Origin of the sequence: Belnapia moabensis DSM 16746 (genome assembly GCF_000745835.1) — a bacterium.
Classification (GTDB): Bacteria; Pseudomonadota; Alphaproteobacteria; order Acetobacterales; family Acetobacteraceae; genus Belnapia; species Belnapia moabensis.
On record NZ_JQKB01000058.1, the window covers coordinates 1 to 18,090 of the forward strand.

Annotated in this window: 17 protein-coding genes; 7 read left to right on the forward strand and 10 right to left on the reverse strand. The window is 71.5% G+C overall.

Annotation, left to right across the window (positions count from 1 at the left end; translation table 11 throughout):
- On the forward strand, window positions 1-331 hold a 331-nt coding region (locus EP26_RS23140; protein ID WP_043342204.1), incomplete at its 5' end, for a transposase.
- Between the two features lie 219 nt (window positions 332-550).
- The gene (locus tag EP26_RS23145) at window positions 551-754 is read left to right on the forward strand and encodes a hypothetical protein (RefSeq protein WP_157033700.1); all 204 of its coding nucleotides are present in this window, start codon (window positions 551-553) and stop codon (window positions 752-754) included.
- 226 nt (window positions 755-980) lie between these two features.
- On the opposite strand, the gene EP26_RS23150 is transcribed toward EP26_RS23145, so the two are convergent.
- From EP26_RS23150 to EP26_RS23155, 3 genes are all read right to left on the reverse strand, one after another.
- Window positions 981-1,298 carry a hypothetical protein gene (locus EP26_RS23150; protein ID WP_157033701.1) on the reverse strand — a complete coding sequence of 106 codons (318 nt, stop codon included), beginning with the start codon at window positions 1,296-1,298 and terminating at the stop codon, window positions 981-983.
- Window positions 1,299-1,313: 15 nt separating this feature from the next.
- Complete coding sequence (locus tag EP26_RS38245; protein ID WP_281177107.1) at window positions 1,314-1,439, reverse strand: hypothetical protein; 126 nt, start codon at window positions 1,437-1,439, stop codon at window positions 1,314-1,316.
- Window positions 1,440-1,879: 440 nt separating this feature from the next.
- Window positions 1,880-2,767: a polysaccharide deacetylase family protein gene (locus tag EP26_RS23155; RefSeq protein ID WP_043342207.1), complete on the reverse strand. Its 888-nt coding sequence runs from the start codon at window positions 2,765-2,767 to the stop codon at window positions 1,880-1,882.
- A gap of 93 nt (window positions 2,768-2,860) precedes the next feature.
- Between EP26_RS23155 and cydD the strand changes: the two genes are divergently transcribed.
- The 5 genes from cydD (at window position 2,861) to recQ (ending at window position 9,587) form a co-directional block, all read left to right on the forward strand.
- Window positions 2,861-4,531, forward strand: coding sequence for a thiol reductant ABC exporter subunit CydD (gene cydD / locus EP26_RS23160; RefSeq protein ID WP_052389562.1), 1,671 nt, complete (start codon window positions 2,861-2,863; stop codon window positions 4,529-4,531).
- 7 nt (window positions 4,532-4,538) lie between these two features.
- On the forward strand, window positions 4,539-6,179 hold the full coding sequence (cydC, locus tag EP26_RS23165; protein ID WP_043342208.1) for a thiol reductant ABC exporter subunit CydC: 1,641 nt from the start codon (window positions 4,539-4,541) through the stop codon (window positions 6,177-6,179).
- 16 nt (window positions 6,180-6,195) lie between these two features.
- Window positions 6,196-7,155 (forward strand): radical SAM protein, encoded by a 960-nt coding sequence (locus EP26_RS23170; RefSeq protein WP_043342209.1) that lies wholly within the window; start codon window positions 6,196-6,198, stop codon window positions 7,153-7,155.
- Window positions 7,156-7,304: 149 nt separating this feature from the next.
- Entirely contained in the window at window positions 7,305-7,691 is a 387-nt protein-coding gene (locus tag EP26_RS23175) for an OmpA family protein (RefSeq protein ID WP_043342210.1), read from the forward strand.
- Between the two features lie 48 nt (window positions 7,692-7,739).
- A complete protein-coding gene (recQ, locus tag EP26_RS23180) occupies window positions 7,740-9,587 on the forward strand; it encodes a DNA helicase RecQ (RefSeq protein ID WP_084112829.1) in 1,848 nt (615 codons plus the stop codon).
- 5 nt (window positions 9,588-9,592) lie between these two features.
- Here the strand turns inward: recQ and EP26_RS23185 are convergent, their stop codons facing one another.
- The 7 genes from EP26_RS23185 to EP26_RS23215 all read right to left on the reverse strand — a co-directional run bounded on the left by EP26_RS23185 (window position 9,593) and on the right by EP26_RS23215 (window position 18,013).
- Window positions 9,593-10,570 carry a YihY/virulence factor BrkB family protein gene (locus tag EP26_RS23185; protein WP_084112831.1) on the reverse strand — a complete coding sequence of 326 codons (978 nt, stop codon included), beginning with the start codon at window positions 10,568-10,570 and terminating at the stop codon, window positions 9,593-9,595.
- Between the two features lie 57 nt (window positions 10,571-10,627).
- On the reverse strand, window positions 10,628-12,358 hold the full coding sequence (locus EP26_RS23190; protein ID WP_043342211.1) for an ABC transporter ATP-binding protein/permease: 1,731 nt from the start codon (window positions 12,356-12,358) through the stop codon (window positions 10,628-10,630).
- 36 nt (window positions 12,359-12,394) lie between these two features.
- A complete protein-coding gene (locus EP26_RS23195) occupies window positions 12,395-12,844 on the reverse strand; it encodes a DUF1499 domain-containing protein (protein WP_043342212.1) in 450 nt (149 codons plus the stop codon).
- Entirely contained in the window at window positions 12,841-13,176 is a 336-nt protein-coding gene (locus tag EP26_RS23200) for a DUF3253 domain-containing protein (protein ID WP_245624487.1), read from the reverse strand. Before EP26_RS23200 ends, EP26_RS23195 begins: the two co-directional genes overlap by 4 nt.
- On the reverse strand, window positions 13,169-14,131 hold the full coding sequence (locus EP26_RS23205) for an NAD(P)/FAD-dependent oxidoreductase (protein WP_043342213.1): 963 nt from the start codon (window positions 14,129-14,131) through the stop codon (window positions 13,169-13,171). The genes EP26_RS23200 and EP26_RS23205 overlap by 8 nt, the downstream gene beginning before the upstream one ends.
- A gap of 42 nt (window positions 14,132-14,173) precedes the next feature.
- On the reverse strand, window positions 14,174-14,914 hold the full coding sequence (locus EP26_RS23210) for a DUF1194 domain-containing protein (protein ID WP_043342214.1): 741 nt from the start codon (window positions 14,912-14,914) through the stop codon (window positions 14,174-14,176).
- A gap of 192 nt (window positions 14,915-15,106) precedes the next feature.
- Window positions 15,107-18,013, reverse strand: coding sequence for an FAD-binding and (Fe-S)-binding domain-containing protein (locus tag EP26_RS23215; RefSeq protein ID WP_211259525.1), 2,907 nt, complete (start codon window positions 18,011-18,013; stop codon window positions 15,107-15,109).
- Window positions 18,014-18,090 lie beyond the last annotated feature (77 nt).

Genomic DNA, 18,090 nt, shown 5'->3' on the forward strand with positions numbered 1-18,090 from the left:
CGCAGCCATGAGCCTGCATCTCGCCGAGATCGCTGCCGCTGTGGCGCCGAACGCGCATGCCGTGCTGCTGCTCGACCAAGCCGGATGGCACCTATCGGACAGGCTCGAGGTACCGCCGAACATCACCCTCATCCCGCTGCCGCCCAAGTGCCCTGAGCTCAACCCGGTCGAGAACACCTGGCAGTTCATGCGGGACAACTGGCTCTCCAACCGCGTCTTCCGCTGCCACGACGACATCGTCGACCATTGCTGTCGCGCCTGGAACCGCCTCGTCGAGCAGCCCTGGACTATCATGTCCATCGGACTGCGCGATTGGGCGTATCGGTTCTGATCAGTGGGATTTGGTATCAGCCGGTCCGTTATCCGACCTACCTGCTGAGTGGCGGCACCGATGCCAGTGCCTCCCGCCGGGCTCGGCCCTTTCTGCATCGGCACCGGACGGTCGGATGGCTTGATGACGCCGCCGGCCGATTGCTCGGCAGGCGCGCGCGGCACATTCCATTGTGGGGGGATGAGGCTCTCTTCAGAGACGGGGTCGACCGAGGCGGTGATGACCTTTTTCCTGTTGGGCGCGACAACCTCGTCCACGTCGACCTTGAAGTGCCTTGCGTCGGCGGCGGAAGGCGAGATCAGCACGCTGATCCAGGGGACGCCCATCACGTCTGACCAATCGCCATGCCATGCGTCGCCTGCCGGTGCCGCGCGTGGGATCCAGGTCGACCTCCTTGCCTTCGGGCCAGCGGTGCCGAATTGAGGCGGCGGTACGTCCTCCTCGACGGTGTAAGCCAGCTCGTAATCCGGATTGCCGCAGCCTTCCTGGAAGGTGCCGATCTGCGGCGATCGGTCCTTGCCTGGCCCGATACGGCGGGACCACTCATCGTTCCGGAAGTCCCACTCGCGTGCGTACACCACGTTCGCGCAGGCGGGCCAATCCTCGACAAGCCCCTGCAGGAGCTTGTCCAGCAACTTCTCGATCCCCTTCAGGCCGATCTTCGCGATGACGGCTGCTGCGCCCTCCTTGATAAACTTGCCGACCGCGATGCCCCCGGCAATGCCTCCCCCGCGACACCGGCTGCGAGCAGGACGCGCGTCAGCAGGTAGGGATCCTTGACATCCCGGTCGTTCCACGGCTCGACAGCAATCTTGTAGAAGCCATCGTCGCCGTCCTCGACGTCCCATTCCAGCATCCAGTCGAGGTCCGTGCCGGCCGAGAACTGGGTACGGATGAAGCGGTGTGTCGCCCCTGGGAGGAAGAAGATGTCCAGGCGCGGCCCTCTCATGCCAAGGGGAGAGCCCATTCCGCCAATCTGGACTCAGCCATCGTTCCGCGGCGCTCGCCGGAATAATTCGAGCTTTATGTTGAGCGTGTCTGCGTAGTCGCCGGGCATCGCCTTCGAGTGGCAGGTGATGGCGTCGCGCTTGAAGCGCAGTTTGCGCATGGTGGGCCTCCCTCTCGCCTGTCCGGGAAGCGTAGGGCGCATCTCGCCGGGGACGGTACGAAAATTTGGTAAAGCCTTGTTGGGCTCAGCATCAAACCTTCAATTGATGCACAGCGACAGGCGGCCAGAAGCTTGGGTTGGATCCTGGTCCCGGGCATCGGGCAGGCGATGGCGGTGCCTGTTGTTTCCGGGGATCGCGGGGCGGCGGTCCGTCCGCCGCTGCGGCGCGAGCCTTGCGGACTGAGAAGTGTCGGCCAGCGCGTGCGGCAGACGGGGCATCATCGCTGGAAGGCCGGGCGGATGCCGGCGTGGCTGGCCCGGTTCCGGCGCCTTGTGATTTGCCACGACCGGCAGGCCGATGCCCGCCTCGCCTTCGCCACTCCCGGCACCATCATCCGCTGGATCAGCAGATCCGCAGGTTTCGTACTCGACACCCGGCTTCAGCCGCTCCCTTCCGGCAGCGCCGCCACATGGTCGAAGATGGCGCCGGCGGTGGTGACCCACACCTCGCCCCGCCGCGCCGCGATCGCCGCCAGCGCCTCCCGCAGCGCCCGCAGCCGGTAGGGCTGGCCGATGATGTAGGGGTGCAGCGCGATCCCCATCACCTGCGGGATGCCGTCGCGCGCGACCTGCTCCAGCCGCTCCTCGAAACCCGCCAGCACCATGGCCGCAAACTGCTCCGCCCCGTCCTTCCGCGCCACGATGGAGGGGATGTCGTTCACCTCCTGCGGGTAGGGGATGGCCAGCAGCCGCCCCGCCCGCGTCCGCATCCAGACCGGCTGGTCGTCCATGCACCAGTTGAGCGTGTAGCGGTAGCCGGCCTCGGCCAGCAGGTCCAGCGTCACCCGGCTCTCCGCGATCCAGGGCGAGAGCCAGCCGCGCGGCGCCACCCCCTCATGCGCCAGGATCGCCGCCGTGCTCTCGGCGATCAGCGCCCGCTCGGCGCCCTCGTCCAGCACCGACTGCCGCTCGCTATTGGTCCGCCCATGGCCGGCAATCTCGTCCCCCCGCGCCCGGTGCGCGGCAACGAGCGGCGGCGCGTAATCATACATCGCGCTGTTGAGCAGCACCGTCGCCGGCAGGCCGAGCCTGTCCAGCAGCTCCAGCAGCCGCCACGCCCCGACCCGGTTGCCATAGTCCCGCCAGGCATAATTGAGCACATCCGGTTGCGGCCCACCCGGCGCCAGCTCCGCCCCCAGCCCCTCGCCGAAGGCGAAATGTTCCAGATTGACGCCGAGAAAGACCGCCAGCCTCGCCCCGCCGGGCCAGGCGTAGCGGGGGCGCCCATGCCAGGGGTGATAATCGAAGCGGCCATGGCCCGGCAGCATGCGGAAGGACTCCCGTAACGGATGGACATCCTCTGCCCGGCACCTTGCCGCACTGCAAGGTGACGAAACCCCACCGCGACACTAATATACCGCATGGCTTCCCCCTCGGCTGGCCGGCAGGATGCTGCGCGCACCCTGCTTCGCCGCGAATCCCGGGCCCTGCGCGGCCGTGTCCTGCTGCCCGTCCTGCTGGGGGTGGCCGCCACCGCCTGCGCCCTCGGCACCACCTGGCTGGTTGCGCGGCTGCTGGCCGCCCTGCTCGGCAGCCCCGGCGCCGGCTGGCCGGAACTCGCCGCCGCCGCGGCGCTGGCCCTGCTCGGCGCCGCCCTCGGCCTTGCCCAGGAACGCGCCCAGCTCGCCGCCGGCGAGGCCGCCCGCACCCGCCTCCGCGACGCCGCCTTCGCCCGGCTGCTCGCCGCCGGCCCCGCCGCCCCGCGCGGCGTCGGCGAGGCCGCCTCCCTCGCGGTGGACCGCGTCGAGGCGCTGGACGGCTATTTCGGCCGCTGGCTGCCGGCCGCCATGCTCGCCCTGCTTTCGCCGCTGATGGTCATCGCCGCCGCCAGCACCGCCGACCCGCGCAGCGGCCTGCTGCTGCTGATCGCCGGCCTGCTCTACCCGGTGGCGATGGCGGCGACGGGCATCGGCGCCGCCCAGGCCAGCCGCCGCCAGTTCGAATCCCTCGAGCGCCTGTCCGGCCGCTTCCTCGATCGCATGCGCGGCCTGCCGACCCTCGTCCTCTTCAACCGCCAGGAGGCCGAGGCCGAGGCGCTCGGCACGGCCGCGAACGAGCTTCGGCAGCGGACCATGAAGGTGCTGCGCGTCGCCTTCCTCTCCGGCACCGCACTCGAACTGCTCTCCGCCCTGGCGCTCGCCTGCATCGCCTGGCGCCACGGCGCGCTGGAGGGCGGCAACCCCGCCGCTGGCCTGTTCTGCCTGCTGCTGGTGCCCGCCTTCTTCGCCCCGCTCCGCAGCTTCGCCGCCGCCTATCACGAGCGCCTCGCCGCCGCCGGCGCCGCCGCCGCCCTCGCCCCCCTCCTGCTGGCCGAGGAGGAGGGCGGCCTGCTGCTGGAGGAGATGCCGCCCCGCCTCGTCGTCACCTTCACCGATGTCCGCCTGACCTACGACCCGGCCCGCCCGCCCGCCCTCGACGGCCTCTCCTTCCGGGTCAATGCCGGCGAGACGCTGGTGCTGGCCGGCCCCTCGGGCGCCGGCAAGTCCTCCGTGCTCCGCCTGCTGATGGGCTTCAATCGCCCCGAGGCCGGGCGCATCGCCATCAACGGCCAGGACGCCCTGGCGCTGAAGCCGGCCGAGCTGCGCCGCCTCTCCTCCTATGTCGGGCAGAAGCCGCATCTCTTCCGCGCCTCGATCCGCGACAATATCCGCTTCGCCCGCCCCGACGCCTCGCCCGAGCAGGTGGATGCCGCCGCCGCCGCCGCCCGCGTGCTCGACTTCGCGGCCGCGCTGCCGCAGGGGCTCGACACGCTGGTGGGCGAGGGGGGATGGGGCCTCTCCGGCGGCCAGGCGCAGCGCGTGGCGCTGGCCCGCGCCTTCCTCCGCGACACGCCGCTCGTCCTGCTCGACGAGCCGACCGCCCATCTCGACCCCGGCACCGAGTCCGAGGTGATCGAGAGCCTTCAACGCCTCTGCATGGGCCGCACCGCCATCATCGCCAGCCACTCCGCCGCCGCCCGCGCCCGGCTTGGCCGGGTGCTGGAGATCAGCGGCGGCCGCGCCGCCGGCAGCGCGCGGCAGGCCCAAGGGTAGCCCCGTCATGACCGCCGACCTCCTCCGCATCCTCGGCCTCTGGCGCGGGCGGCGCGGCTGGCTGGCCGCCGGCCTCGGCGTCACCATCCTCTCCGCACTGATCGGCGCTGCGCTGCTGGCGCTCGCCGGCCAGGCGGTGGCCGATGCGCTGGGCGGTGCCGCCGTCGCCGCCGCCGTCTCCTTCTTCCTGCTCAAGCCGCTGATCGGCCTGCGCCCCGCCGCCCGCTGGGCCGAGCGCATGGTGACGCATGCCGCCACCTTCCGGGCGCTCGCCGATACCCGCGTCTGGTTCTTCCGCCGCCTCGCCGAGCGGCTGCCCGCCGGCATCGGCCTCCGCCGCTCCGGCGACCTGCTCGGGCGGCTGGTGGCCGATGTCGAGGCGCTGGACGGCCTCTATCTGAAGGTCATGGTCCCCGTCGCCGCGGCGCTGGCCCTGGTGCTGGTCGTGGTAGCGCTATTGGCCGGCCACCCGCTGCTCGCCGCCGCCGTCGCCCTGCCGCTGGCCCTGGCCCTCGCCTTGCCCCTGCTGCTCGCCCCCGGCGCCGCCCGCGCCGCCGCCGAGGCCGCCGAGGCGCAGGGCCGCCTCCGCGCCGCCGCCGTCGACCCGCTAATCGGCATTGAGGACACCCTCGCCGCCAATGCCGAGGGCCAGGCCGGCGCGACCCTCGCTGCGGAGGCCCGCCAGCTCGGCCGCGCCCAGCGCCGCCTCGCCGGCCGCGCCGCCCTCGCCGGCGCCGCCGGCACCGTGCTGGGCCAGGCCGCGCTGCTCGCCGCCCTGGCCTGGGGCCTCGGCGGCGGCGCGCCGGGGATGACCGTCCTCGCCCTCTTCCTCGTCCTGGCGACGGCCGAGACGGTCGGCATCCTGCCCCGCGCCGGTACCGCGCTCGCTGCCGCCGCCGCCGGCGCCCGCCGCCTGCTGGAGGCCGCCGACGCCCCGCCGCCGCTGGCCGAGCCCGCCCGTCCCGCCGACCTCCCCGCCGGCCACGCCATCCGCGTCGAGGGCCTCCGCTTCACCTGGGAGGCCAACCGCCCGCCGGTCTTCGACGGCCTCGACCTCGACCTGCCGGAGGGTACCCGCCTCGCCCTGCTCGGCCCGAGCGGCATCGGCAAGTCGACCCTTGCCGCCCTGCTGCTGAAGCTCGCCGCCCCCCAGGCCGGCCGCATCACCTTCGGCGGCATCGATCTCGCCGAGCTCGCCGCCGAGGATGTCCGCCGCCGCATCGCCTGCCTCAGCCAGGATGCCCGGCTCTTCGACGACAGCATCGCCGCCAATCTCCGCATCGCTGCCCCGCTCGCCCCCGAGGCGGCCCTGTGGCGGGCGCTCGACCGGGCCGGGATCGGCACCCTGGTCCGCGCCCTGCCGGAGGGGCTGGACACCCGCTGCGGCGAGGGCGGCGCCCGCTTCTCCGGCGGCCAGGCCCGCCGGCTGGCGCTGGCCCGCGTGCTGCTCTCCGCCGCCCCCGTGCTGATCCTCGACGAGCCGACCGCCGGCCTCGACGCCGAAACCGAGCGCGCCTTTCTCGAGACGCTGGAGGAGGTGACGGCCGGCCGCACCGTCATTCTCATCGCCCATCGCCTGACCGGGGTGGAGCGGCCGACGCGCATCATCCGCCTCGCCGGCGGCCGGGCCTTGCCTGCCGCCGGGTGAGGGCCAGATCGCACGCATGTCCGTCCTCGCCCCGACCGCCCCGCCTTCGCTCGACCCGGCGAAATTCCGCGACCCGAGGGTTACGGCCAAGGGCGAGGCCCGCGCGACCGTGGCGCTATCCGGCCTTCGCACGCTCTGGGTGAACACCGGCACGCTCTGCAACATCACCTGCAGCAACTGCTACATCGAGAGCAGCCCGCGCAACGACGCCCTCGTCTACATCACCGCCGCCGAGCTTCGCCCCTTCCTCGACGAAATTGCCCGCGACCGCTTGCCGGTGGAGGAAATCGGCTTCACCGGCGGCGAGCCCTTCCTCAACCGCGACCTGCCGGCCATGCTGGAGGACGTGCTCTCCCGCGGCCATCGCGCCCTGGTCCTGACCAACGCGATGAGGCCGATGCGCAACCACGCGAAAGCCTTGCTCGCCCTGCGCGACCGCCATGGCGATGCACTGACGCTCCGCATTAGCCTCGACCACTACAGCGCCGTCCTGCACGACATGGAGCGCCAGGAAGGCAGCTTCGCCATCGCCCTCGACGGGCTGCGCTGGCTGGCCCGCGAAGGCTTCCGCATCCATGTCGCGGGCCGCGCCGCTTTCGGCGGGGAAGGGGAGGCCGCCATGCGCGACGGCTTCGCTGCCCTCTTCGCCGGGCACGCCATCCCGATCGACGCGCATGACCCGGTCGCGCTGATGCTCTTCCCCGAGATGGACGCCGCCGTCGACGTGCCGGAGATCACCACCGCCTGCTGGGGCATCCTGCGGAAGTCGCCGGACAGCTTGATGTGCGCCTCCTCCCGAATGCTGGTGAAGCGCCGCGGCGCCACCTCGCCCGCCGTGCTCGCCTGCACCCTGCTGCCCTATGACGAGCAGTTCGAGCTCGGCGCGACCCTCGCCGAGGCCTCCCGCCCGGTGGCGCTGAACCACCCCCACTGCGCCCGCTTCTGCGTCCTCGGCGGCGCTGCCTGCTCGCGCTGACGAAGCCGGTTCCATGCTCCGCAATGTGATGGCCCCTGCCGCTCCCGCTCATGCGAGAAGCCGGTCGATCAGGGTCGCGTGATCCACGGCATCCACCTCCGCCGGTTGCGTTTCACCCTGGTCGGTTACATCGCCTCTGGAGTGAACCTATGCGTCGCCTGTTCCTCGCTGCCCTGCCGATGCTTGCCCTGGCCGCCTGCCAGGCGCCCAGCCAGACCCCGGCCTCGCGCAGCGTCGTCTTCTTCACCGCCGACAGCGCGGCGCTGGACGAGAATGCGGTGAGCCTCGTCTCCGAAGTAGCCGACCGTGCCAAGGCCAACCCCTCCGCGCCGATCCGCATCCGCGGCTTCGCCGCCCCCGAGGGCAGCCCCGGCTTCAACCGCTCGCTTTCCGAGGCCCGCGCCCGCAACGTCGCCGATGTGCTGGCCGCCGCCGGCATCGACCGCAGCCGCATCCGCATCGAGCCGCGCGGCCCGGTCTCCTACGAGATGATCCCGACCGAGAGCCGCCGCGTGGAGATCCTTCTCGGCAGCTAATCGGCAACAATTGCTGACGCCGGCCCCGGCGCATGGCATGGTGGCGGCATGCCCGATGTCATGGAGTCCCCGACCCATCCGGGGGCTGTCGCCGATCCGGCCGAGTTGCTGCATCGGGTCTTCGGCCATCCCGGTTTCCGCGGCCGCCAGGAGGAGATCGTCCACCATGTGATGGCGGGCGGCTCCGGCCTCGTGCTCATGCCGACCGGCGGCGGCAAGTCGCTCTGCTTCCAGGTGCCGGCGCTCTGCCGCGAGGGCCTGGGCGTCGTCGTCTCGCCGCTGATCGCCTTGATGGAGGACCAGGTCGCGGCGCTGCGCCAGCAGGGCGTCGCCGCCGCTGCGCTGCATTCCGACCTGCCGGAGGATGAGGCGCGCGAGGTCAAGCGCGACCTCGCCCGCGGCGCCGTCAAGCTGCTCTACATCTCGCCCGAGCGCCTGACCCTTGAGGGCACGCTCGACTTCCTCGCCCGCCGCCCGCTCGCCCTCTTCGCCATCGACGAGGCGCATTGCGTCAGCCAGTGGGGCCATCACTTCCGCCCGGAATATCGCGGCCTCGGCCTGCTGGCCGAACGCTTCCCCGATGTCCCGCGCCTCGCGCTCACCGCGACGGCCGACCCGCGCACCGTCGAGGACATCCGCGCCCAGCTCGGCCTGACGGACAGTCCCGTTTTCCGCGGCGGCTTCGACCGGCCGAACATCCTCATCACCGCCGAGCCGCGCGAGCAGGAGCGCGCCCAGCTCCGCGCCTTCATCAAGGCGGCCGGCGACGGCTCGGGCGCCGGCATCGTCTATTGCGGCAGCCGCGCCAAGACCGAGCAGACCGCTGAATGGCTGCGCGCTGACGGCCATGACGCGCTCTGCTTCCATGCCGGCATGGAAGGCGAGGCGAAGCGCCAGGCGCATCGCCGCTTCGCCCGCGGCGACGCCGTCATCATGGCGGCGACCATCGCCTTCGGCATGGGCATCGACCGGCCCGATGTCCGCTGGGTCGCCCATCTCGACCTGCCGCGCTCGCCGGAAAGCTGGTACCAGGAGATCGGCCGCGCCGGCCGCGACGGCCTGCCCGCGCGGGCCCTACTACTCTACGGCGCCGGCGACATCGCCCTTGCCCGCCACCGCATCGAGGGCAGCCCGGCGACGCCCGAGCAGAAGCGCATCGAACGCGCCCGGCTGGAGGCGATGGTCTCCATCGCCGAGGCCGCCACCTGCCGCCGCCGCATCCTGCTGCGCTGCTTCGGCGAGCAGGGCCCCGAGCAATGCGGCGCCTGCGATGTCTGCCGCAACCCGCCGCGCCTCTTCGACGGCACCATCCCGGCGCAGAAGCTGCTGAGCGCCGTTGTCCGCACCCGCCTGCCCTCGGGCGGGCATTTCGGCCTCGGCCATGTGGTCGACGTGCTGCGCGGCAAGCTGACGCCCAAGGTCGCGCAATTCTCGCACGACCAGCTGAAGACCTTCGGCATCGGCGCCGACCTCTCCGACCTCGCCTGGCGCGGCGTGGCGCGGCAGCTCGTCGCCCGCGGTGCGCTCGACGTCGCGGTCGAGAACCACGGCGAATTGGTGCCGACCGAGGCCGCCCGCCCGATCCTCAAGGGCGAGGAGAAGGTCATGCTCCGCGCCGACACATTGACGGCGCCGAGCCCGCGCGAGCGCGGCCGCAGCGCCGAGCCCGCCATGGCCGGCGACGCGCTGTTCGACGCGCTGCGCGCCTGGCGCAAGCGCGAGGCGTCCGAGCAGGGCGTACCCGCCTATGTCATCTTCCAGAACGACACCCTCGCCGCCATCGCCGAGCGCCGCCCGCAGGATGCCGAGGAACTGGCGATGATCCCGGGCGTCGGCCGCAGCAAGCTCGAGCGCTATGCCGACGCGGTGCTGCGCGTGGTGCGCGACATCGGCTGAGGGGCCTACTTCTTCCGCCGGAACACCGCCATCAGCACGGCCGCCACTGCGGCGCCGCCGAGGAAATGCCCGGTCTCGGCGCGCTTCTGGGCCTTCCTGTCGCGCCCGCGCTGATGTGGCGCCTCGGCCATCGCCGCCTGTCCCGCCGGGCTCCCCTGCAACCCCGCCCAGGCCCGGGTGAACTCCGCCCCGAGCAGGAAGACCTGCGCCGAGTAATAGACCCAGAGCAGCACCACCATCAGCGCCCCCGCGGCGCCGTAGCTGGTGGCGACATGGCTGCTGCCGACATACCAGCCGATCAGCGTCTTCCCGACGGTGAAGAGGAAGGCCGTCACCAGCGCGCCGATCGCCACGTCGCGCCAGCCGATCTCGCGGTCCGGCAGGATCTTGTAGATGGCGGCGAAGAGGACGGCGACCATCAGGAAGGAGATGACGAAATTCGCCGCCCCGAGCAGCATCAGCATTTCCGGCAGCTGGTCGCGGAACCAGGTCATCAGCGCCGAGATCACGGTGCTGGCGATCAGCGAGACGAGCAACAGGAAGCCCGTCGCCGCCACCAGGCCGAGGCTCGCAAGCTTGGCCCGCATCAGCCGCGTCACCGCGCCGCCCTCGCGCGGCGTCGCCCGCCAAATGGCGTTCAGCGCCGATTGCAACTCGCCGAAGACACCGCTCGCCGTCAGCAGCAAGGTGACGACGCCGATGACCGTGGCGATGGTGCCCGAGGTGATGTCGTCCGCGCCGCGGACCATGGCTTCCACCGTCTCCGCCCCGGTCCGGCCGAGCAGGCCGCGCAGCTGCTCGGAAATGGCGCCGCGCACCGCATCCTCGCCGAAGAAAAGGCCGGCGATGGCCGTCGCGATGACCAGCAGCGGCGCGATGGAGAAGACGGTGTAGTAGGCGATGGCCGCCCCGCGGCTCAGCGCCTCGTCCTCGATATAGCCCTCGACCGTCGCGCGCAGCAGGACCCAGACCCGGTTCAGCATCCACCCGTCTCCCGTAGCCGGACGAACATCCGGAGGTGGAAAGGGTTTCCGCTTGCGTCAGGCCGGAGTGGCGGCCAGATGCCCGTCCCGCACCCTGAGCGCCCGCTGATGATAACGCGCCACGGCGGGGCGATGGGCGATGGAGACCAGCGTCGTTCCCGGCAGCCGCTCCTTCAGCAGCTCGTAGAAGCGCGCCTCCGCCTCCGGGTCGAGGCTCGCCGTCGCCTCGTCGAGGAAGAGCCAGCGCGGCTTCAGCAACAGGGCGCGCGCTAGCGCCACCCTTTGCTGCTCGCCGCCCGAGAGGTGCCGGTCCCAGGCATCCACCACGTCGAGCCGCCCTGTCAGGTGACCGAGCCCGGCGGCCTCCAGCGCCTCGCGCACCTCGGCATCGCCGAACTCCGCCGCATCGCGCGGATAGCAGACCGCCCGCCGCAGCGATCCCAGCGGCAGATAGGCCCGTTGCGGCAGGAAGAGCCGCCCCTCCGCCGGCGCATGCACCCGTCCATGGCCGAAGGGCCAGAGCCCAGCCAGCGCCCGGAACAGCGTCGACTTGCCGCTGCCCGAGGGCCCGGCGATCAGCACCGCCTCGCCAGGCCCGATCCGCGCCGAGGCATCCTCGATCAGCACCCGCCCATCCGGCAGGCCGAGGGTCACATCCTCCAGCACCAGTTCGTCACCGCCATCCGTCACCGCCTGGATGCCGCTGCCCGCCGCCGCCCGCGCCGCCTCGATCGCGCCGATGAAGCCGCGGATGCGCAGCACCGTCGCCCGCCACTCCGTCAGCGAGGCGTAGTTGTCGACGAACCAGGACAGCGCCCCCTGCACCTCGGAGAAGGCGCCCGAGGTCTGGGTCAGCCCGCCGAGCGGAATGCGCCCGGCGAAATAGGCCGGCGCCGCGACGACGAAGGGGAATATGATGGCAACCTGCGCGTAGCCGTTGGTGAAGAAGGTGAGACGCTTGGTGGCGACCATGATCGCCCACCAATTCCCCATCACCGCGCCGAAGCGGTCGCGCAGCCCGCGCTTCTCATCCGCCTCGCCGCCATAGAGGGCGATGCCCTCCGCATTGTCCCGCAGCCGCACCAGGGCATAGCGGAAATCCGCCTCCACCCGCTCCTGCTGGAAGTTCAGCCGGATCAGGCTGCGCCCGACGAGATGCGCGAGCCCCGTCCCCACCACCGCATAGGCCAGCGCCACCCAGACCATGTAGCCGGGGATGGTGATGCCGAAGACCGTCGCCGGCCCCGACAGCCCCCAGAGCACCAGGATGAAGCTGAACAGCGTGACGACCGAGCGCATCAGCCCGAGACCGAGGGCGAGGGTATTGTCGACGAACTGCCGCAAGTCCTCGGCGATGCGCTGGTCCGGGTTGTCCGTCCCCGGGTCGGTCAGCGCCACGCGGTAATAGGCCCGGTCGGCGAGCCAGCGGTCCAGCACCTCCTTCGTCAGCCAGGACCGCCAGCGGATCTGCAAGGCCTGGCGAAGGTAGAGTGCATAGACCGCGATCAGGATGTAGATGGCGGCCACGAAGACGAAACCCGGCATCGGCCCGCTCTCCGTCTGCCGCCACCAGAACAGCAGCGCCCAGAAGGCCTCGGCATTCTTCTCCTGCAGGCTGTTGAAGAATTCCCGGTTCCAGTAGCTGAGCAGCACGCTCATCCCGACCAGCGAGAGGTTGAGCACGATGACGACGCCGAGCAGCAGCCGGGCCCGCCAGCGCTCCTCGCTCCGCCAATAGGGTCCGGCCAGGGTCCAGGCATCGGAGAGGAAATGGCCGAGGCGGCGCATGCTGGGCACTCCGGAAGGCGGGAAAGGGAAGGGGGGTCAGCGCCGCCGCAGCGCCGCATCGAAGGCGGCGAGCCAGCGCTCCACCCGCTTGCGGTTCACGCCGAGATCGGACCAGCCGAACAGACTGCGCGAATAGAGGAAGAGCCCGGCTCCGGCCGGGCCGGGCACCAGCTCGGCCGCGATGATGTCCGGGTAGTTCAGCAGCGCTGAGCGCTCCACCCATTGCGCCTGCCGCCGCTCCGGCCAATCACGGATGAGGGTGGTGCGTGGAAAGCCTTCTCCAAGCCGCCGCAGCACCGGCCAGGCCGTCGCCGCATCGACCGGCAGCAGCGGCACCGTGACCTGCGCCTGGGAGTGCCCGCCCGGCGGCGCGGCGAGGCAGGTATTGGGCGAAGCTGGCAGCACCAGGCGGCCGAAGTCCACCGGCTCGGCCGGCGGCAGCCCGCCTGCACCACGGCCGAACAGCGCCCCGATAGGGGCGCTCACGCCTGCACCGGCCGGCGCAGGCGGATCACCCCGCGAACTTCCTCCGGCGTCACTGGCTTGCCCTTGCGCAGGATCTCCACCGCCCCCTCCCGGCTGAGCGCGACCGCCGCCTGCCGGACAGGCCCCATCAGCGGCCGCCATGCCCCCTCGCCGGCAAGCGCCCGCGCCACCTCGCTCGGGCAGATGGATTTCCCGTCGCCGCGCTCGGCGGTCTGGCGAAGGATTTCGGCCGCGATGCTGGCCTGGTCGGGGTTCATGGTCATGCTGGCCCGCACCATAGGCCCGCCTGCGGCGCTGTCAGCCTGGATTTCCGCCACCGTCCCGTCACGCACCGAGCATGGCCGCCGCCAGCGCCCGCCCGCTGTCGAAGGCCGCCTCCGCCCGCCCGGCCAGGCACCAGTCGCCGGCCAGCCCGAGCCGCGCCTCCGGCAGCCAGAGGCAAGGCTCGCCGAGCGGCCGCTCCACCAGGGAGTACCGCCAGCGATGCGCCCCGAGATGGATCGGCGCCGGGGCCGGCGGCAGCGCCGCGAGCAAGGCCGGGCCGATGCCCGCCGCCTCCGCCTCCAGATGGGCCCGTGACCAGTCCGGCCCGCCCTGGATCACCCAGCACTCGGCGGATGCATCCCGCCCCGGCTTGCCGCTGTCCCGCGCCAGCCAGCCGATGGGCCCGGCATCCGGCCGCAGCGTGTCCGGCCAGTCCGGCCTCGTCTCGAAGGCGGCCAGCACCGTCCAGCACGGCGCGATGCCCACCTCGGCGATCCTGGCCCGCAGCCCCGGCGCCGGCCGCGCCACCAGCGGCGCCGCCTGGGCCGGCGGCAGGGCGATGGCCACCGCATCGAACGGCCCGTCCTCCGCCGGCTCGACCACCGGCAGCGCCTGTCCCGGCCGCACCAGCGCCGCCTCCAGATGCCGCACCACCCAGGCCCCCGGCGCACCTGCCAGCGACGTCACATGCCGCCCCGCCCGCAGGTCGAGGCCCTTCGCCAGCGCCCGCGGCAGCGCCGACATCCCCGGTACGCCGACGAAGCGCGCTGGCTCGCCCCAGGCCTCCGCCCCTGCCTCGCCCAGCAGCGCGGCGAACTCCGCCCCGCGCGCCGTCAGGTATTGCGCGCCATGGTCCCATTGCAGCCTGCGCCCCGCGGCCTCCCCCCGCCGGGTTGCCAGCCGTCCTCCGGCCGCGCGCCCCTTGTCGAAGAGGGTGACGGCAACCCCCGCGGCGGCGAGGTCACGGGCACAGGCCAATCCGGCCAGGCCGGCGCCGAGGATGGCGATACAGGTCTCTGTCATGCACCGCCAGGAATGGCTATCCGATGCCATTGCGCAAGGGGCTCAGGCGAAGCGCTCCATCACCGGCCCCGGCTCCGGCACCGCGGCGATCTCGCGGATGATCTTCCGCCGCACAGCCGCCTCGAAGGCCTGGAACCCCTCGGCCACGACCAGGAAGGCGCCCGGCCCGCCGATCACCTCGTTCTGGTAGTAGGTGTCGAGCGGCGGCAGGGAGGAGGCAAGGGAGAGCGGCTGCGGCGTCCGGTCGAGCACGGCGAGGCCGTTCAGCACGATGCCCTGGGCCAGCGCTTCGGCCCGTGCATCGGCGACCGGGCGGCCGGAATTGTTGACGCCGTCGCCCGAGATGTCCACGACCTTGCGCGTCCCCTCGAAACCTTGGCCAAACTGCCGCGCCGCGAAGTCCATGGCGCCCGATATCGAGGTATAGAGCCAGGTCCGCCGCGGCGCATTGCCGATGGCATCGGCAAAGCGGTTGGCCGAGGCCGAGCCGTCGAGCAGCATCCAGGGTACCACGGTGTTCTGGATATGCCAGTCGGACCAGGTGAACATCGTCACCGCGATGGCCCCGACCGGGCCGCCCATGATGCCCTCGATCAACTGCGGATCGCGGAATGCCGCCTCGTAGCCGGAGAATTGCATCTCCTGCTCTTCCGGATCGACCGAGCGGCTGACATCGACCGCGAGGATCAGTTCCACATCGACCAGCGTTGCGGCCCTTGCCCGCCCGGCATGGAGAATGGCGGGCATCGCCAGGGCTGCCCCCAGCACATCGCGTCTACGCATACGACCCCCTTCTGGCCGTGGAGGGGCGTTGCGCGCACCCGATCCGCGGCGTGGACAAGCGAGGCCGTGACCGCCTTCCTTCCCGAAACCGCAACATCATAGAATGGATTTATGCTGCACTGCAACATCAGTTCTTGAACCGATTGTGCAATAAAGACCCTAACGGAGCATGAAGCCCGAAGCGCGACCCTTTCAGGCCAGCGCCATCTCCATCACCCGGATGCCATGCAGCGCTTCACGCCCGGCGAGGTCCTGGATCTGGTGCCGGCAGGAGGTGCCGTCGGCTACCACCAGCTCCCCCTGCGGCACCTTCCGCACCGCCGGCAGCAGCGAGAGCTCCGCCATCGCCTTGGAGACGGCAAGATTGCCCTTCTCGTAGCCGAAGCTCCCCGCCATCCCGCAGCAGGAGGAGGCGATCGGCACCACCTTCAGCCCCGGGATCATGCTGAGCATGGCCACCGCCGGCGAGAAGGCGGCGAAGGCCTTCTGATGGCAATGCCCATGCACATGCGCCGCCGCGGCCACCGGCTTCAGCGCCAGCTTCGGCTTCTCCCGCGCCAGGAATTCGCCGATGAGCAGGGTCCGCGCCGCCAGCGCCTCCGCCTCCGCCCCCGGCAGCAGCGAGAGGAATTCGTCCCGCAGCGTCAGCGTCGAGGAGGGCTCGATGCCGACCACCGGAGAAGGGAAGGGGGCCAGCGCCGCCAGCGTCCGCCGCGCCTCCTCCCGCGCCTGGTCGACCAGCCCGGCCGCCAGCAGCGTCCGCCCCTCGTCCAGCGGCCGCGACCCGCGCGCCGGCCGCGCCACCGCCGGCCGGTAGCCCGCCGCCCGCAGCACCCGCACCGCCGCGCGCAGGTTCTCCGGCTCGAAATACCGGTTGAACACATCGGGGAAAAGGATGACCTCGCCCGGCTGGCCATCCGGCGCCGGCAGCTCCGCATCCTGGAAGGCATCGCGCCGGAACCGCGGCAGGCTCCGCTCCGCCGCGAAGCCGAACAGCCGCTCGGTGAGCCGCGGCAGGCCCGGCACCCAGTTCCGCGCATTCGCCGCCACCGGCAGCATCGCGGCGAAGGGCGCCCAGCGCGGCAGCGTGGCGATCAGCCGGTCCTTGGCATTGATGCCGCGCTCCAGCGCCCGCGCCGCCATGGCCTCGATCTTCATCTTCGCCATGTCGACGCCGGTCGGGCATTCCCGCTTGCAGCCCTTGCAGGAAACGCAGAGCGACAGCGCCTCATGCACCGCGTCCGATGCGAGGCCGCCCGGCAATTGCCCGGTCAAGGCGAGGCGCAGCGTATTCGCCCGCCCCCGCGTCAGATGCTGCTCGTCCCGCGTCGCCCGGAAGCTCGGGCACATGACATTGGCATCCGACTTCCGGCAGGTGCCGTTGTTGTTGCACATCTCGACGGCACCGAGCAGGCCGCCCTGCGGCCCTGGCCAGGCCGACCAGTCGAGCACCGGCGCGACACCGGGATCGGCCGCGTATTCGGGCGCATAACGGAAGAGGCTGCGGTCATCCATCCGCGGCGCCCGCACCACCCGCCCCGGATTGAGCAGCCCGGCCGGGTCGAAGGCATCCTTCACCTCCTCGAAGGCGGCGGCGATGCGCGGCCCGAACATCGGCGCGTTGAACTCGCTGCGCACGATGCCGTCGCCATGCTCGCCGCTATGCGAGCCCTTATATTCCCGCACCAGCGCGAAGCATTCCTCGGCGATGGCGCGCATCCGCCGCACATCCTCCGGGTCCTTCATGTTCAGCACCGGCCGCACATGCAGGCAGCCGACGCTCGCATGCGCATACCAGGTGCCCTTGGTCCCGTAGCGCTCGAAGACCTGATTGAGCCGCTCGGTATAATCGGCGAGATCGGGCAGGGCGACCGCGCAATCCTCGATGAAGGAGACCGGCTTCCCGTCCCCCTTCATGCTCATCATGATGTTGAGCCCCGCCTCCCGCACCTCCGCGACCGCCGCCTGGAAACCGGGGTCTATGCAGCGCACCACGCTTTCCGGGTAGCCGAGATCCCCCATCATCTCCTCGAGCGCATCGAGGCGCCGGGCCAGCGGCCCATCCTCCTGCCCATGGAACTCGACGATGAGCAGGCTGTCCGGTTCGCCACGCACGATCCTGTCGATGGTCGCCCGGAAGATCGGGATGGAGCGGCCAAGATCGATCATCGTCCGGTCGACCAGCTCCACCGCCTCCGGGTCGAGCGTGACGAGATGCTGTGATGCCGCCATCGCTGCCCGGAAGGTCGGGAACTGGCAGATGCCGAGCGCCTTCCGCGGCTTCACCGGCCAGAGCTTCAGGTCGAGCGCCGCCGAGAAAGCGAGCGTCCCCTCGCTGCCCACCAGCAGCCGCGCCAGGTTACCGCGCCCTTCGGCGCGGGCGGCGGGCGTCAGGCTCTCGATATTGTAGCCGCCGACCCGCCGCAGCTGGTTCGGGAAGCGCGCCGCGATCTCCTCCGCCTCCCGCGCCCCCAGCGCCCGCAGCCGCTGGATGAGGTCGGCGATCCCCGCCGGCACCTCGCCGCCCAGGTTGTCCGGCATCTCGCCGAAGCGGAACCGGCTGCCATCGGCGAGCAGCGCGTCGATGGCGCGCACATTGTCCGCCATCAGCCCGTAGCGGATCGACTTGCTGCCGCAGGAATTGTTGCCCGCCATGCCGCCGATGGTGCAGCGTGCCCAGGTCGAGGGATCGACGGGAAAGAACTGCTTCCCCTTGGCCAGCGCCGCATTCAGCGCCCCGAGGCTGATGCCGGGCTCCACCCGCGCGGTGTCGCCTTCCACGCTCAGCACGCGGTTCAGGTACTTGGTGCAGTCGAGCACCAGCGCCCGGTTCACCGTCTGCCCGCACTGGCTGGTCCCCGCGCCGCGCGGCAGCACCGGCACCCCGGCCTCGCGGCAGATCGCCAGCGCCGCCTCCACATCGGCCACGCTCCTTGGCACCAGCACGCCCACCGGCTCGATCTGGTAGATGCTCGCATCCGTCGCATAGCGGCCGCGATCGGCCGCGCTCCAGAGCACCTCGCCCTCGGTCTCGCGCCGGAGGCGTTCGGCCAGGCGGCTGTCGCCGATCCGGTCCTTGGGGATGGTGAAGGCGTTCATGCGCGGGTTCTAATCCTGGGCGGGCTGCTTGTCCGATCTATAATGCTCATCAATCCGACAAGCCCTTCTCATTGGCG